We start from the raw sequence: 12309 nt of genomic DNA on the forward strand, positions 1-12309 counted from the left end.
TCTCCGGCGCACGAGGAGAAGCCGATGAGCGGCTCGGGCGTCGACGAGACGGCGCCGCCGCCCCTGCGTCGGAATCGTGTGCCGCACCCGTCCGCACCGGTGACTCTTCAGGGGCCCGGCCTCGGCTCCCACGTGCGCGTTCCCCTCGGTGAGACGGGCTTCGATGTCTTCCCGCTGTTCCTGGGCGGGGGCGAGTTCGGGTGGAACGTCGACGCGAAGGTGAGTCACGACATCCTCGACACCTACGTCGAGCTCGGCGGGAACGCCGTCCACACCGCCGACAGCTACGCCGCCGGTCGCAGCGAGTACATCATCGGTTCCTGGATGCAATCGCGCCGGACGCGCGAGGACACCGTCCTGACGGTGCGGGTGGGGCGACACCCCGACAACCCCGGACTCGGTGCCGTCAACCTCGTTCGGGCCGTCGAGGGGTCGCTGAGTCGCCTGGGCACCGATCGCATCGACGTGCTGTCGCTGGACTCCGTGCGCGGTGATCCGGCGGTGCTCGAAGACACCCTCGCCACGTGCGAGTGGCTCGTCGACAGCGGCAAGGTGCGCGCGATCGGGGCCCACGGCTACACCGCGGCGCAGCTGGTGGAAGCGCGCATCCTCTCCTCGGCCGGCTACCCGCGGGTCACGGTGCTCGACGTGCCCTACAACGTCCTGCGGCGCGACGAGTTCGACGGCGACCTTCGCCTCATCGCCTCCGCGCAGGGCATCGCGGTGACACCCTCGCACCCCCTCGCGCACGGCTTCCTCGCGGGCGAGACTCGGACGCGCGGGCAGCAGACGAGCTCGGTGCGCGGCTCGCAGCTGGCCGCGAATCTGAATCGCCGCGGCTCGCGGGTGCTGCGGGCGCTCGACGCGATCGGCGAAGAGCTGGGGATTCCGGATGCCGCTGTCGCGGTGGCCTGGTTGCTCGCGCAGAAAGTGGTCACGGCTCCGATCGTGAACGCTTTCGCGCCGCGCCACGTCGTGGAATGCATGCGCGCGGTCGGCGTGCGTCTGAGCCGGGCACACTTGTCGGACATCGCCCGCGCCGCGGACTGACCGGCCGCGTGTCGGGGGTGTGACGTAGGCTGGAAGTGTTTTGCGGGGGGCCCGCACACTGACGACGAGGTGAGTTGACGTGACGCACTACATCTACCTGGTGCGCCATGGCGAGCACCAGGATGCCGAGCACGGACTCACCGACGGGCCACTGTCTCCGCGCGGTCAGCGTCAGGCCGGGCTGCTGGCCGACCGCCTGTCCGGGCTGCCGTTGGATGCCGTGTGGCACTCGCCTCTCGAGCGCGCCGCGCAGACGGCCCGTGCGGTCGCCGAACGCCTGCCGTCGGTGTCGCCCGAGGCATCCGCTCTGCTCTTCGACTGCGTGCCGACGGGGATGACGCCCGAGACCCCGGCCGCGTACGAGCCGTTCTTCGGCGCCGTGACCGAGGCGGAGGTGGAGGCGGGGCGCGCGCAGATGGCCGACGCGACCGCGGAGTTCCTCGCTCGGAAGACGGGGGAGGTGCATGAGCTCCTCATCACGCACAACTTCGTGATCGCGTGGTTCGTCCGCGAAGTGCTGCAGGCCCCCGACTGGCGGTGGATGACGATCAACCAGGCCTACTGCGGCCTGACCGTCATCGCGCAGAAGAAGGGCCGACCTTGGACTCTGCTGTCGCACAACGACCTGTCGCACCTGCCGGTCGAGCTGCGCACCGGGCTGGTCGACCCGCTGCCGGTCTAGAACGCGCGCGGCGCTTCGACGACCGCGCGACTCACAGCGACTTGCCGTACCAGCGTGTCGCGTTCGTGTTGTCGTTGTACGCGGGGATCGCGTGGAAGCCCGATCGTGCGTAAAGCCCTCCGGCGGCATCCAGGGTGTGATGGGTGTCGAGCACGAGTTCGGCGGCGCCGCGCTCGCGCGCACGGCGCTCGAGATCCTCGAGGATGAGGCGTCCCCACCCGCGCCCGCGGCCGGTGTCGCGGACGAAGAGGTGCTTCACCTCATCGCGGGGGCCGTCCGGTCCATCGGCGATGCGTCGGATTCCGCCGCACCCGACGGGCCGTCCCTCGTCGTCGTCGAGGACGACGAAGACACCGGCGGGCTCGACGAACGTCGCGGGGAGCGGGAAGACCGTCCGGTAGGCGCCGGGACCACCGGGGAAGATCGAGGCGCGGAGGGCGAAGTACTCCACGAGCAGTGCGTGGGCGTCCGGAGCATCGACGGGGGAGGTGCGAATCGAGACCACCCTCCGATGCTAGGCGAGGGCCGGCTCGGCGCGTCTGTGGACAGGACCGGCCCGCTCACCGTGCCGCCACTTAGGCTGGCAGCATGACCACACGCGTTGCCATCGTGGGCGGAACCGGGAAGCTCGGCGGAGTCATCCGTGACGTCGTCGAGGCCGAAGAGGGGTACGAGGTCTCGGCGGTGCTCGGCTCGGGCTCAGACCTCGCCGAGCTCGACGGCGCCGACCTGGTGATCGACGCGTCCACCCCCGCGGTCTCGATCGACGTGGTGCGTGCGGCCATCGAGCGCGGCATCAACGTGCTCGTGGGAACCTCCGGCTGGTCGAATGAGCGCATCGCCCTCGTGCGACCGCTCGTGGATGCCAGCGGCACCGGTGTCGTGTTCATCCCGAACTTCTCGCTCGGGTCCGTCGTGGGCAGTGCGCTCGCGGCCGCCGCGGCCCCTTTCTTCCCCTCGATCGAGATCGTCGAGGCCCATCGCGAGACGAAGGTCGATTCCCCCAGCGGAACCGCGGTGCGGACGGCCGAACTCATCGCCGCTGCCCGCGAGAAGGTGGGGCCGGTGCAGTCGCCGCACGTGGATCAACGCGCCCGCGGTCAGCAGGTCGCCTCGGTTCCGATCCATTCGCTGCGGCGGCCCGGTGTCATCGCCCGGCAGGAGACCGTCCTCTCGGGGGCGGGGGAGTCGCTGACGATCGTGCACGACACCATCGATCCGGCGACGGCCTACGCTCCCGGCATCCGGATCGCGATGGCGGCCGCTCGTGAGGCCCGCGGCGTGGTGATCGGACTCGACAGCTTCATCGACATCGGGGTGCGCACGCGCCCCGCGCGTCCGGAAGCGCCGGTCGCGGATCAAGACGTGTCGGGTCAGGTCGCCGGCGTCACCAGCGCATGAGGACGCGTGTCGCCGTCGCCGTCATGACGGCGTTGCTGTTGCTCTATGTCGTTCTGGCCGGTCAGCGTGCGATCGTGCTTCTGACCAGTGGCGACGGCGTCGGCGTCGCGATGGGCGTCGCCCTCCTCGTGCTGCCGCTCCTGGCGCTATGGGCGATCGGCCGTGAACTGTGGTTCGGCGTCCGCGCGCAGAAGCTCGGCGAGACGCTGGATGCCGAGGGCGCGCTGCCGCACGAGGAGATCGAGGTGCGGCCGAGCGGGAGGGCGACGCGCGACGACGCCGATCTGCTCTTCCCCGCCTACCGCGCCGACGTCGAGGCTCACCCCGGCGACTGGCGCGCCTGGTATCGGCTGGGGTTGGCGTACGACGCCGCGGGGGACCGCCGCCGCGCCCGCCAAGCGGTCCGCAAAGCCATTTCGCTCGACGCGGCCGACCGCAAGCGCTGAGCGGTCCGCCGTCCGGCTAGACGGGTCGCGGCGCTATCGCGTGGCCGGTACGGCGGAGGCCACGGCGTCCTCGACCGTCGTGTGCGTGAACGTGAAGCCGCTGTTCTCCAGCACGGCCGGCCGCACGTCGGCGTCGGATGTCAGCAGCGCTTCGGTCGCGTCGCGGCCGAGCGCGAGCTTCATCCCCCAGACCGGTGCCCGCAGGGCGTAGGGACGGTTCATGCGGCGCGCCAGCGCGAAGCCGAGGTCATTCGCCGTCGCGCGGGTCGGACCGCACAGGTTGACCGCTCCGTCCAGATCGGAGTCGATGACGTGGCGGATGGCTCGCACCTCGTCGTCGAGCGTGATCCAGGGCCAGACCTGCGTCCCCCGGCCGATGGGGCCGGACACGCCCAGTTTGGTCAACAGAAGCAGGGGCTTGAGGACACCGCGCTCGTGGATGAGGGGCGCCGTCCTCAGCATCGCCACGCGGGCGCGCGGTCCGGCGGCTCGTGCCGCGTTCTCCCATTCGCCGCAGATGTCGGCGAGGAAGCCCTCGCCGCGCCGCGCGTCCTCGGTGAGGACGGCGCCGGGCTGAGAACCGTAGTAGCCGGTCGCGGAGGCGTTCACGAGTGCCGGAGCGTCGTCTCCCAGCTCGCGGATGGCGGTGGCGAGCGTGCGCGTCGGGGTGATCCGCGACCACAGCAGCGTGCTCTTGTACGACGCGGTCCACGGGAACCGGCCGATCGTGGCCCCGTTCAAGCAGACGACCGCGTCCGCGCCCGCGAGAACACCCGGGTCGAGCGGAGAGGCGTCCTCGAGCCACTGGACTTCGTGCGCGCCGGTCGGCTCTCGACGGACGAGGGAGACGACCTCCACGCCGTCCGCGCGCAGGGAATCAGCGAGGGCGGACCCGATCAGGCCCGACGCGCCGGCGAGGACGACGCGTCGGGCCGAGGACTCAGGCAAGCGTGGCCTCGAGCGTGATGTCGATGCCGGCGAGGGCCTGCGAGACGGGGCAGTTCGCCTTGGCATCGTTGGCGATCTTCTCGAACGTCGCGGCGTCGATGCCGGGGACGACGGCGTTGACGTTCAGGTGGCTGCCCGTGATGCCGGTTCCGGGCTTGAAGGTCACCGAGGCGGTCGCGTCGATCGACTCGGGCGGGGTGCCGTTGTCAGCGAGGGCATTGGACAGCGCCATGCTGAAGCACGACGAGTGGGCGCCGGCGAGCAGCTCCTCGGGCGTGGTCACCGAGCTGGAGCCTTCGCTCCGCGCCTTCCAGTTCACGTCGAACGTGCCGATTCCCGACGAGGTGAAAGTGACCTCTCCGGACCCCTCGAACAGGCTGCCCTTCCAGGCGGTGCTGGCTTCGCTCGTGACGGTCATACGAACCTCCGGGTTTCCGCGCAGCCCCATGCGGCTGCGGCGATCGCCAGCGTAGTCCGCGCATCCGCGCGTTCGGAGGTCTTGACAGGTGAGACCGAGCGCGGCGTCAGGCGGGCGAGGGCCGGCGTCGGCCGATGAGCCCCGCGCGCTGCAGAACGAGGTAGAGCTGGCATCCGAGGCACAGTCCGAACGCGGCGTTCAGGAACGCTGCGACGAAAGCCATCGCCGCCGCGATCGGCAGAGCCCACGGCACACCCGCAAGGTGAAGGACGAGCCCGACGACCGTGACGAACAGACCGACGCCCTGGGCGAACCGCGGTGGGCGCGGGTCCTCGAACTCGGCGGGCGGCGCGAGGCGCGGCTGGACGACGCGACGGAACAGGACGCCCCACGGCGCGGTGCGGGGCGAGCCCACGCCCCACGCGAAGAGAACGGCCACGACCAGGAGTAGGAGGAAGCCGGGGTCGGCGATGCGGGCGACCAGCGGTGCGACCGACACCGCCCAGGTGTCGGGGGCGTACCTCTCGCCCGAGAGCGGTTGGTAGGCGAACCACCCGACGTCGGCGCGGGCGGTGGAGATGCCGATGAGCGACAGGAAGGTCGCCACGAGCAGGAGGACGGCGGTGATGGATGCCGCGAACCGCGGCCCCCGGACGTCGATGCGCGGTGTCTCAGGCACGGGCGGACTCCTCCTGCAGGCGGCTCAGTTCGAGCTCGACGACGGCACGTCCCGGCGTACCGCCGAAACGCGTCCGGATCGCACCGTGGCGGTCGAGGACGAGGGTGGTCGGCGTCTGCAGCACGCGGAAGTGCTGCGCGATGTCGGGGCGGTGGGTGAGGTCGACGTCGAGGTGGCGGACGCCGTCGCGATCGCCCGCGATCTCCGACAGCATGCGGTGGACGCCCGGGCAGCGCGAGCACATCTCGGTGCTGAACTGCAGCAGGGTCGCCTGCTCGCCGAGGGCGTCGGCGCCCAGGCGGCGCGGGTCGACGATCTCGGTGGAGTCCACCGTGCGAGCTCGGCCCTGCGAGCGGCGGAGGACGATACCGGCGCCCACGGCCGCGACGATGAGCGCGGCGGTCGCGAGAAGAGCGAAAGTCAGGTCCACGACCGACAACGCTAACGCGCGCACCGCGGGCGAGGGCCCATGCGTCGCAGAATGACGCTTTCGCCCGGGGTTTGTCCAGCGGACGCCCAGGCGGAACCCTTCTCCTCAAACGCTCCACGGCATCCCGGCTGTCGACGTGCACGCCCCGAGCCGGGGAGGGCCCGAGTATCGTGACAGCCGTGACCGCCGACATCCCCACGCCGTATGAAGACCTTCTCCGCGACGTCCTCGAGACGGGCGTGCACAAGTCCGATCGCACCGGGACCGGCACGACGAGCGTGTTCGGACGGCAGATCCGATTCGACCTCGCCGACGGCTTCCCGCTCATCACGACCAAGCGAGTGCACATGAAGTCGATCGTGTACGAGCTGCTCTGGTTCCTCCGCGGCGAGTCCAACGTGGGCTGGCTGCAGCAAAACGGTGTGACGATCTGGGACGAGTGGGCGGATGCCGAGGGGGAACTCGGCCCCGTGTACGGCGTGCAGTGGCGGTCGTGGCCGACGGCCGACGGGGGCGAGATCGATCAGATCGCGCAGGTGATCGAGCAGATCCGCCGCGACCCCGATTCGAGGCGTCTGATCGTCTCCGCGTGGAATCCGGCCGCTATCCCCGACATGGCGCTCGCGCCGTGCCACGCGCTGTTCCAGTTCTACGTCGCCGACGGCAAGCTCTCCTGCCAGCTGTACCAGCGCAGCGCCGACATGTTCCTCGGCGTGCCGTTCAACATCGCGTCCTACGCGCTGCTCACGCTCATGGTCGCGCAGCAGACCGGACTCGAGCCGGGGGAGTTCGTCTGGACGGGCGGGGACTGCCACGTGTACGACAACCACCGCGCCCAGGTGATCGAACAGCTCTCGCGCGATCCGTACCCCGCGCCGACCCTCCGGTTCGCGCGGACGCCCGAGTCGATCTTCGAGTACACCTACGACGACATCGTTCTCGAGGGCTATCAGCACCACCCGGCGATCCGCGCGGCTGTCGCCGTATGACGCGGGTCGGTCTCGTCTGGGCGCAGGCGCATCGAGGCGTCATCGGCGCCCGCGGGGGGATGCCCTGGCACATGCCCGAAGACCTGGCGCACTTCCGCCGCGTGACGGGGGAGTCCGACGTCATCATGGGTCGTCGGACGTGGGAGTCGCTCCCGCCGCGATTCCGTCCTCTCCCGGGACGCCGCAACATCGTGGTCTCGCGGTCGGACGACTGGTCGGACGACGGAGCGGAGCGCGCCGGCTCTCTCGCGGCTGCGCTGGATCTGTCGACCACCGCCGACGTGTGGGTGATCGGCGGCGGCCGGCTCTACGCCGACGCCATCCCGCGCGCCGATGTGCTCGAGGTCACCAGACTGGATCTCGACGTCGATGGCGACACGTTCGCCCCCGCGCTGGACGGATGGGCCCGCACGGGGGCCGACCCCGAGGAGGGCTGGCACCTCTCGCGGACCGGCATCCGGTATCGCTTCGAGACCTACGTCCCGGCGGGGCGCCCATGACGCGCACGGCGCTCATCACGGGCGCCAGCTCCGGTCTGGGCGCGGAGTTCGCGCGGCAGCTCGCCCACCGCGGCGCGGGTGTCGTGCTCGTCGGCCGCGACCACGACGCGTTGTCCCGGGTGGCCGATGAGATCCGCTCCCGGTCGCGCGGGCACGTCGAGATCCTCCGCGCCGACCTCCTCGACGACAACGACCTCGCCGCGGTCGAGGCCCGCCTGGCCGCCGGTGTGGACATCCTGGTCAACAACGCCGGTTTCGGTCTCGATCTCGCCTTCGAGAAGAACGCCGTCACCGACGAGGTGCGCCACCTCCGTCTCCACGTGGAGGTCGCGCTCCGCCTCACCCACGCGGCCATCCCGGTGATGCTCGGGCGAGGCGGTGGACGCATCGTGAACGTCGCGTCGGTGGCGGGCTTCATCCCGCGCGGCACGTACGGCGCGGCCAAGGGCTGGCTCATCTCCTTCAGCCGGTGGGCGAATGCGGCCTACGGTCCGCGCGGTGTCACCGTCACCGCCGTGTGCCCCGGCTTCGTGCACACGAACTTCCACGAACGCCTCGGTCTCCCGCCGGGACAGGAGGGCGTCCCGCCGGGCATGTGGCTCGACGCCGGCGCTGTCGTGCGTGAAGGCCTGCGCGACGCAGCGCGCGGACGTGCGGTGTCCGTGCCGTCGCTGCGGTACAAGCTGCTCGTCCTGGCATCCCGCGTCCTGCCCGACCGTGTCGTCGTCCGCGCCGCGGCGCGAGGCCGGTGAGGTCGGCGGCCCGCACGGCGAACGGGCCTCAGCGGAAGCGGTGCAACCGGATGCCGGCGAATGCCAGGGCCGCGATCGTCTCGCCGTCCGAGATCGTCCCGTCGGCTACGAGGTCGAGCGCATCGGCGAACGGCACCCAGCGGACCGCCTCGATGCCCTCTTCCCGCTGGGACACCGCGGCATCCGTGATGCGCAGGTCGCGCGCGAGGAACACGTGCTCCGGAGCGACCGCGATGCCGTTGAGCGCGTTCATCCGGCCGAGGTGCTCCCACCGTGCCGCCGTCACGCCCGTCTCCTCGTGCAGTTCCCTCTGCGCCGCGACGAGGGGGTCCTCGCCGTCGCTGCCGCCTGCCGGTACCTCGAGCGAACGCCCCGTGGTGTAGCGCTCCAGCTCGACCAGGCACACGCGCTCGCGGTCGTCGAGAGCGATGACGAAGACAGCCGGCTGCTGCATCTGGACGACGCCGTAGATGCCCTCGCCGTCCGGCCCGGTGACCTCATCTTCGTGTACCCGGATCCAGCGGTTCTCGTAGACGGTGCGCGATGAGCGGGTGGTCCAGGCCATGCGGTCAGCCTAGGGCGCGGACGATCCGTCGCCGTCGGTCGCGCGAGGAACGTCTCCACGCACGGGCTCGACCGGGGCGCGGGCAGGTCGAACCGATAACCTGAGACCATGACGCACTCCGGCAACCCCTTCGGTCAGGTGCTCGTCGCGCTCGTCACCCCGATGACGGCCGACGGCGAGGTCGATTGGCCCGCCGTCGAAAAGCACATCGACGACGTCGTCAGCGCGGGCGCCGACGGTGTCGTCGTCACCGGGACCACGGGCGAGACCTCGACTCTCACCGACCCCGAGAAGCTCCGCCTCGTCGAGGTCGGCAAAGACGTCGCCGCCGGACGCGCGAAGATCATCACGGGTGGCGGCTCCAACGAGACCGCGCACGCGATCGAGCTCTACAAGGCCAGCGAGAAGGCCGGCGCCGACGGCATCATGATCGTCACGCCGTACTACAACAAGCCCACGCAGGCCGGCATCCTGACGCACTTCCGTCTCGTCGCCGACGCGACCGACCTCCCGGTGATCCTCTACGACATCCCGGGACGCACGGGCGTGGAGATCAAGTACGAGACGATCCTGCGCCTGGCCAAGCACCCGAACATCCTCGCCGTGAAGGATGCCAAGGGCGACTTCAGCGAGGTCAGCCGCGTGCTCAATCAGACCGACCTGATGTACTTCTCGGGCGACGACGCCAATGTCCTGCCGCACCTGTCGATCGGCGCATCCGGCCTCATCGGGGTCACCGCCAACATCGCCGCGGCGCCGTACCGGACGATCGTGGATGCCGTGAACCGGGGCGACCTGGCCACGGCGACCGCCGCGCACCAGCGTCTGGAGCCGCTCGTGCGTGCGGTCATGACGCACGTGCCGGGCACGGTCGCGGCGAAGTACATCCTGCACGGCCTGGGCCGCATCGGCAGCCCGCGCGTGCGCCTGCCCCTGGTCGGACCCGAGGAATGGGAAGCCGCCGCCATCGAGGACGAGCTCGCTCTCGTGCGCGACGTGCCCGGCGCGGACTTCTCCAACTTCCGCCCCGACCGCAACGCGGCCGCCGGCGGCGCACTGCCCAAGGTGCACGGCACCACCAGATAAGCATCGGCGTCCGCCGAACCGCGGCCTGGGACGCCACACGAAGGGATGCCGCGCGGCGGCATCCGAGGAGGCACCGAATGCCCACGACCGTCTACGATCCCCCCGCACTCGCCCCGGGCACGCTGCGGGTCGTCCCGCTCGGCGGCCTCGGCGAGGTCGGACGCAACATGACCGTCTTCGAGTACGAGGGCAAACTCCTCGTCGTCGACTGCGGCGTCCTCTTCCCCGAAGAGCACCAGCCCGGTGTCGACCTGATCCTGCCCGACTTCGAGCCCATCCGGCACCGCCTCGACGACATCGTCGGCGTCGTCCTGACCCACGGTCACGAGGACCACATCGGCGCCGTGCCGTACCTGCTGAAGCTCAAGTCGGACATCCCCCTCATCGGCTCCGGGCTCACGCTCGCCCTCATCGAGGCGAAGCTCAAGGAGCACCGCATCCGCCCGTACACCCTCACCGTGAAGGAGGGGCAGCGCGAGCAGGTCGGCCCCTTCGACCTCGAGTTCATCGCGGTGAACCACTCGATCCCGGATGCCTTGGCGGTGGCGATCCGCACGCCCGCGGGGCTCGTGCTGGCCACGGGCGACTTCAAGATGGACCAGCTCCCGCTCGACGGTCGCATCACGGATCTTCGTGCGTTCGCCCGCCTGGGGGAGGAAGGCGTCGACCTCTTCCTCGTCGACTCCACCAACGCCGACGTCCCCGGCTTCACGCCCACCGAACGCGCCATCGGCCCCGTGCTCGATCAGGTGATCGCCAGAGCTCCGCGCCGCGTCGTCGTCGCCAGCTTCTCCAGCCACGTCCACCGCGTCCAGCAGGTCCTCGACGCCGCGCACGCGCACGGACGGCGCGTGGCGCTGCTGGGACGCAGCATGGTGCGCAACATGGGCATCGCGGCGGACCTCGGCTACCTGAACGTGCCCGAGGGCGTCCTCATCGACTACAAGAAGGCGCGCGACCTGCCCGACGATCGGATCGTCTACATGTCGACCGGTTCGCAGGGCGAGCCGATGGCGGTGCTCAGCCGTATGGCCAACCTCGACCACGCGATCGAGCCGGGCGAGGGCGACACGGTGATCCTGGCATCCAGCCTCATCCCCGGCAACGAGAACGCCGTCTACCGCGTGATCGACGGGCTCACCAAGCTCGGCGCCACGGTGGTCCACAAGGGCAACGCGAAGGTGCACGTCTCGGGGCACGCCGCGGCGGGCGAGCTGTTGTACTGCTACAACATCCTCCAGCCCAAGAACGTGCTCCCCGTGCACGGCGAGTACCGCCACCTGATGGCCAACGCCAAGCTCGCGCAGGAGACGGGCATCCCCGCGGAGAACACGATCCTCGGCGAGAACGGCACGGTCGTCGACCTGCGCGACGGGCGCGCCGAGGTCGTCGGACAGCTCGACCTCGGCTTCGTCTACGTCGACGGATCGTCGGTGGGCGAGATCACCGACGCCGACCTCAAGGACCGTCGGATCCTCGGCGAAGAGGGCTTCATCTCGGTGATCGTCGTCGTGGACCGGCAGACGGGCAAGATCATCTCGGGTCCCGAGGTGCACGCGCGCGGGTTCGCGGAGGACTCCGCGGTGTTCGAAAGCGTCAAGCCCAAGATCGCCGCGGCGCTCGCCGAGGCGGCGCAGTCGGGTGTGCGCGACACCCACGCGTTGTCCCAGGTCGTCCGCCGCACGATCGGCCGCTGGGTCAACCAGTCGCTGCGACGCCGGCCCATGATCGTGCCCCTCGTCATCGAAGCGTGAGGTCCGTCCCCTCTCTCGCCGCGGCGGAAGGGGGGACCGGCCGCGGTGCCCTCGTCGGCATCGGTATCATGCGGGCATGCCCGCCATCCCGATCCGCGCGGCACTCCCGTCCGACGGCGTGTTCCTGGCCGACATGACGGTCGAGGCCGCCAACTGGCGCGCCGGGAGCGCCCGGCCGCGATACGAGGTGCTCAGCAACCCCGACCATCAGCGCTACGTCGCGGGGTGGCAACGACCGGGCGACGCCGGATTCGTCGCTCAGTCACCCGCCGGTGAGGCGATCGGCGCGGCCTGGTACCGCCTCTTTCCGCGGGGCGAGCCGGGCTTCGGGTGGGTGGGAACCGGCGTTCCCGAGCTCATCATCGGGGTGCGGCCGGTGTGGCGGGCGCACGGCGTGGGGCGCGCGCTGCTGCAGCGCCTGGTCGCCCACGCCCGCGACCAGGGCTACTCCCGGATCAGTCTGAGCGTCGAGAGGGACAACTTCGCCCGGACCTTCTACCGGAGCGAGGGCTTTGCGGTCACACGGGCCGGCCAGGGGCGCGACGTGATGGTCAAGACGCTGCGCTGAACCGCTGCCGCGTATCGGTCCTGTCTCGAACCCCGCGTCGG

Annotated in this window: 16 protein-coding genes; 10 read left to right on the forward strand and 6 right to left on the reverse strand. The window is 70.6% G+C overall.

Annotated features, from left to right (window positions below):
* Positions 1 to 24: 24 nt before the first annotated feature.
* Together P5G46_RS13555 and P5G46_RS13560 are read left to right on the forward strand one after the other, a co-directional pair.
* Positions 25 to 1050, forward strand: coding sequence for an aldo/keto reductase (locus P5G46_RS13555; protein WP_239276650.1), 1026 nt, complete (start codon positions 25 to 27; stop codon positions 1048 to 1050).
* 79 nt (positions 1051 to 1129) lie between these two features.
* Positions 1130 to 1732, forward strand: a complete 603-nt coding sequence (locus tag P5G46_RS13560) for a histidine phosphatase family protein (RefSeq protein ID WP_239276649.1) — start codon at positions 1130 to 1132, stop codon at positions 1730 to 1732.
* Positions 1733 to 1763: 31 nt separating this feature from the next.
* On the opposite strand, the gene P5G46_RS13565 is transcribed toward P5G46_RS13560, so the two are convergent.
* A complete protein-coding gene (locus tag P5G46_RS13565; protein ID WP_239276648.1) occupies positions 1764 to 2237 on the reverse strand; it encodes a GNAT family N-acetyltransferase in 474 nt (157 codons plus the stop codon).
* Between the two features lie 83 nt (positions 2238 to 2320).
* On the opposite strand from P5G46_RS13565, the gene dapB reads away from it, so the two are divergent.
* Complete coding sequence (gene dapB / locus P5G46_RS13570; protein WP_239276646.1) at positions 2321 to 3133, forward strand: 4-hydroxy-tetrahydrodipicolinate reductase; 813 nt, start codon at positions 2321 to 2323, stop codon at positions 3131 to 3133.
* A complete protein-coding gene (locus P5G46_RS13575; RefSeq protein WP_239276645.1) occupies positions 3130 to 3579 on the forward strand; it encodes a tetratricopeptide repeat protein in 450 nt (149 codons plus the stop codon). Before dapB ends, P5G46_RS13575 begins: the two co-directional genes overlap by 4 nt.
* A gap of 33 nt (positions 3580 to 3612) precedes the next feature.
* On the opposite strand, the gene P5G46_RS13580 is transcribed toward P5G46_RS13575, so the two are convergent.
* The 4 genes from P5G46_RS13580 to P5G46_RS13595 all read right to left on the reverse strand — a co-directional run bounded on the left by P5G46_RS13580 (position 3613) and on the right by P5G46_RS13595 (position 6054).
* Entirely contained in the window at positions 3613 to 4527 is a 915-nt protein-coding gene (locus tag P5G46_RS13580) for a TIGR01777 family oxidoreductase (protein WP_239276643.1), read from the reverse strand.
* A complete protein-coding gene (locus P5G46_RS13585) occupies positions 4520 to 4945 on the reverse strand; it encodes an OsmC family peroxiredoxin (protein WP_239276642.1) in 426 nt (141 codons plus the stop codon). The genes P5G46_RS13580 and P5G46_RS13585 overlap by 8 nt, the downstream gene beginning before the upstream one ends.
* A gap of 106 nt (positions 4946 to 5051) precedes the next feature.
* Positions 5052 to 5624, reverse strand: a complete 573-nt coding sequence (locus tag P5G46_RS13590; RefSeq protein ID WP_239276641.1) for a DUF4395 domain-containing protein — start codon at positions 5622 to 5624, stop codon at positions 5052 to 5054.
* Positions 5617 to 6054: a TlpA family protein disulfide reductase gene (locus tag P5G46_RS13595; protein WP_239276640.1), complete on the reverse strand. Its 438-nt coding sequence runs from the start codon at positions 6052 to 6054 to the stop codon at positions 5617 to 5619. Before P5G46_RS13595 ends, P5G46_RS13590 begins: the two co-directional genes overlap by 8 nt.
* A 179-nt stretch (positions 6055 to 6233) precedes the next feature.
* Here P5G46_RS13595 and P5G46_RS13600 point away from each other — a divergent pair, with 179 nt between their 5' ends.
* The 3 genes from P5G46_RS13600 to P5G46_RS13610 are packed head-to-tail and all read left to right on the forward strand — an operon-like array spanning position 6234 to position 8295.
* Entirely contained in the window at positions 6234 to 7043 is an 810-nt protein-coding gene (locus P5G46_RS13600; RefSeq protein WP_239276639.1) for a thymidylate synthase, read from the forward strand.
* Positions 7040 to 7543, forward strand: coding sequence for a dihydrofolate reductase (locus tag P5G46_RS13605; protein ID WP_239276637.1), 504 nt, complete (start codon positions 7040 to 7042; stop codon positions 7541 to 7543). The genes P5G46_RS13600 and P5G46_RS13605 overlap by 4 nt, the downstream gene beginning before the upstream one ends.
* Positions 7540 to 8295, forward strand: a complete 756-nt coding sequence (locus tag P5G46_RS13610) for an SDR family NAD(P)-dependent oxidoreductase (protein WP_239276636.1) — start codon at positions 7540 to 7542, stop codon at positions 8293 to 8295. The genes P5G46_RS13605 and P5G46_RS13610 overlap by 4 nt, the downstream gene beginning before the upstream one ends.
* A 28-nt stretch (positions 8296 to 8323) precedes the next feature.
* Here P5G46_RS13610 and P5G46_RS13615 read toward each other — a convergent pair whose 3' ends face one another.
* Positions 8324 to 8860: an NUDIX domain-containing protein gene (locus P5G46_RS13615; protein WP_239276635.1), complete on the reverse strand. Its 537-nt coding sequence runs from the start codon at positions 8858 to 8860 to the stop codon at positions 8324 to 8326.
* 108 nt (positions 8861 to 8968) lie between these two features.
* On the opposite strand from P5G46_RS13615, the gene dapA reads away from it, so the two are divergent.
* The 3 genes from dapA to P5G46_RS13630 all read left to right on the forward strand — a co-directional run bounded on the left by dapA (position 8969) and on the right by P5G46_RS13630 (position 12268).
* Complete coding sequence (gene dapA / locus P5G46_RS13620; protein ID WP_239276633.1) at positions 8969 to 9946, forward strand: 4-hydroxy-tetrahydrodipicolinate synthase; 978 nt, start codon at positions 8969 to 8971, stop codon at positions 9944 to 9946.
* Between the two features lie 77 nt (positions 9947 to 10023).
* Entirely contained in the window at positions 10024 to 11700 is a 1677-nt protein-coding gene (locus P5G46_RS13625) for a ribonuclease J (protein ID WP_239276632.1), read from the forward strand.
* Positions 11701 to 11776: 76 nt separating this feature from the next.
* A complete protein-coding gene (locus P5G46_RS13630) occupies positions 11777 to 12268 on the forward strand; it encodes a GNAT family N-acetyltransferase (RefSeq protein ID WP_239276631.1) in 492 nt (163 codons plus the stop codon).
* Positions 12269 to 12309 lie beyond the last annotated feature (41 nt).

Source organism: Microbacterium mcarthurae (assembly GCF_046064585.1).
Taxonomy (GTDB): domain Bacteria; phylum Actinomycetota; class Actinomycetes; order Actinomycetales; family Microbacteriaceae; genus Microbacterium; species Microbacterium mcarthurae.